Origin of the sequence: Saccharomonospora iraqiensis subsp. iraqiensis (genome assembly GCF_000430445.1) — a bacterium.
GTDB lineage: Bacteria > Actinomycetota > Actinomycetes > Mycobacteriales > Pseudonocardiaceae > Saccharomonospora > Saccharomonospora iraqiensis.
Genome location: NZ_KE387115.1, coordinates 8,124 through 11,453 on the forward strand (window position 1 = coordinate 8,124; position 3,330 = coordinate 11,453).

General features: G+C 73.9%; 1 protein-coding gene. It reads left to right on the forward strand.

Going from position 1 to position 3,330, the window contains the following annotated elements; all coding sequences use genetic code 11:
* Positions 1 to 47 precede the first annotated feature (47 nt).
* On the forward strand, positions 48 to 3,330 hold a 3,283-nt coding region (locus ACTIR_RS23965; protein WP_052583928.1), incomplete at its 3' end, for an RHS repeat-associated core domain-containing protein.

Below are 3,330 nucleotides of genomic sequence, written 5' to 3' on the forward strand. Positions count from 1 at the left end.
GCTCCGACCGGAGCGGCCGGAGCGGCCGGGGCCGCGGGAACCGTCTGATGGACGACCACGGCGGGGAGGGGTCCGCCAGACCGGACAACCCCGCCGCCACCCGGACGCCGGTGGACAACCGGGTGTGCGAGAGCGACCCGGTCGACGTCGCCAGCGGTGAGGTCGTGCTCACCCAGACCGACGTCGACCTGCCCGGGGTGCTGCCCCTCGTGCTCCGCCGGACACACGTGTCGTCCTACCGCGCGGGCCGCTTCCACGGCCGCAGCTGGGCGTCCACCCTGGACCAGCGGCTGGAGTCCGACCCCGACGGCGTGGTGCTCGTCACCGAGGACGGGATGTTGCTGGTCTACCCGCAGCCGGAGGACGGGGAGACGGTGTGGCCCGCGACCGGGCCGCGGTGGCCGCTGCACGCCACGTCGACCGGCTGGGCCGTCACCCGACCGGAGACGGGGCGCACACTGCACTTCGCGGACGGGCAGGACGTCCGCCGGTTGAGCGCGATCAGCGACCGCAACGACAACCGGATCGAGATCGACCGGGACCCCACCGGCACGGTGACCGCCGTGCGGCACTCCGGCGGTTACCACGTCGAGGTGGACGCCGACGGGGGACGGATCACCGCGCTGCGGCTGCGCACCGGGACGGGGGACCCCGACACCGACCCGGACACCGACAGCGACAGCAACAGCGACAGCGACACCGACGGTCCCGGCTCGGTCACCCTCGTCCGGTACCGCTACGACGACGCGGGCCGCCTGGTCGGGGTGGGCAACTCGTCCGGGCGCGAACTCACCTTCGCCTACGACGACGCCGAGCGGATGGTCGGCTGGGCCGACCGCAACGGCCACTGGTACCGCTACCTGTACGACGACGAGGGCCGGTGCGTGGCCAACCACGGCGCCGGTGGTTACCTCAACGGGACCTTCGCCTACGACGACACCGAACGGACCACCCGGTTCACCGACGCGCTCGGCAACACCACGGTGTACCGGTTCGACGAGCGGGGCAACGTGGTCGCCGAGACCGACCCGCTCGGGCACACCACGACGTCCGAGTGGGACGACGCCGACCGGCTCGTGCGGCGCACCGATCCACTGGGCCGCACCGTTACCCACGAGTACGACGGGGACGGCAACCGGATCCGCACCACCCGCCCGGACGGCGGCGAGGCACGGGCGGAGTACAACGCGCAGGGCCTGCCCACCACGGTGGTCGATCCGGACGGCGCGTGCTGGCGGCAGGACTACGACGACCGCGGCAACCGGATCTCGGTGACCGACCCCACCGGGGCGGTGACCCGGTACGCCTACGACGAGCGGGGCGCCCTGACGTCGGTCACGGACGCGCTCGGACAGACCCGGCACGTCGAGTGCGACCCCACCGGGCTCCCGGTCGCCGAGACCGACCCGGCGGGAACGGTGGTGCGGTACGACCGCGACGACTTCGGCCGCGTCGTGCGGATCGTCGACGGGACGGGGGCGGTGACCCGGTTCGGCTGGACCACGGAAGGGCGCTGTGCGTGGCGCACCGGCCCGGACGGCAACAGCGAACGGTGGACCTACGACGCGGAGGGCAACCGCACCGCGCACGTGGGCCCGACCGGGGCCACCACCCGGACCGGGTACACGGCCTTCGATCTCCCCGCGGTGCGCGTGAACCCGGACGGCAGCCGGACGACCTACGCCTACGACCCCGGGCTGCGCCTGACCGGCGTGACGGACGCCCTGGGCCGCACGTGGCGCTACGAGCGGGACGCGGCGGGCCGGGTGGTGCGCGAGGTCGACTTCGACGGCCGCGAACTGCGCTACACCTACGACCCGGCCGGACAACTCACGGCGCGGACCAACGGTGCGGGTGAGACGACCGAGTTCCGGTACGACGCGCTCGGCCGCGTCGTCGAACGACGCGCCGGGGACCGCGTCACCACCTTCCGGTACGACCCGGTGGGCCGGATCCTGTCCGCGACGAACCCGGACACCACCGTGGAGTACGAACGCGACGCCCGCGGCCGGGTGACCGCGGAGACCGTGGACGGGCGCACGGTCCGCTCCCGGTTCGACGCGCTGGGCAGGCGGGTGTCCCGGGTGACACCCACCGGGGCGGAGAGCACCTGGACCTACGACGCCCGGGACCTCCCGCGCACGCTGCGGATGTCCGGGCACACCGTCACGTTCGACCACGACCCCCGCGGACACGAGACCGAACGCCGGTTCGCCGACGGGGCGAGGATCGCCCAGCAGTGGGACAGCACCGGACGACTCGTCGAGCAGGAGGTCTCGGCCCCCGGCCGGGAAGCCGGCGCCCCGGCGCACCCGGACGGCGCGCACCGGCGTTCCTACCGCTACACCCCGGACGGGAACCCCGGGGTCGTCGTGGACAGCACCGAGGGCACCACCCGACTGGAGCTGGACCCGGTGGGCCGGGTCACCGCCCTCGACGGCTACGGGCGGCGGGAGAGCTACACGTACGACCCCGCGGGCAACATCCGCACCGCCGGCTGGCGCAGCCACGGCAACGAGTTCGAGGACGAGCACGGCTACGACGGCAGCCGCCTCACCCGGACCGCAGGCCTGGGCTACGAGTACGACGGGCAGGGGCGCGTGGTGTCCCGGTGGCAGCACGGGGCCGGGAGCGCACCGCGGCGGTGGCGCTACCTGTGGAACGCCGAGGACCAGCTCACCGAGGTCACGACGCCGGACGGCACCCGCTGGCGGTACCGCTACGACGCGCTCGGACGGCGGATCGGCAAACACCGCCTCTCCCCGGACGGGGCGACCGTCACCGAGCGCACGGACTTCACCTGGGACGGGCTGTGGCTCACCGAGCAGGTCCACAACGGCACGGACGCGATCACGTGGGAGTGGCAGGCCCGGCGGTTCCGCCCGCTGATCCAGTGCCACCGTCGCCGGTCCGCGCACGTGCCGCAGTGGTTCGACCATGCCCTCTACGCCGTGGTCACCGACCTCGTCGGGACACCGACCGAGCTGGTGGACGGTTCGGGGGCGGTCGCCTGGCGGGGGCGCACGACGTTGTGGGGGCGCAGCATCATCCGGCGCGCGGACACCGTGTCCACACCGTGGCGGTTCCCCGGCCAGTACCACGACGCCGAGACCGGGCTGCACTACAACTACTTCCGGTTCTACGACCCGGACGCCGGACGCTACGTCTCCCCGGACCCGCTCGGCCTGGCCCCCTCCCCCAACCACTACGCGTTCGTGCCCAACCCGCTGCGGTGGCTGGACCCGCTCGGCCTGATGGGCTGCCGGGCCGACGCCACACCGGCCGTGGACGGCCGGGAGTCCGACCCGCGCGCGGTGGCCGGCCAGGGCC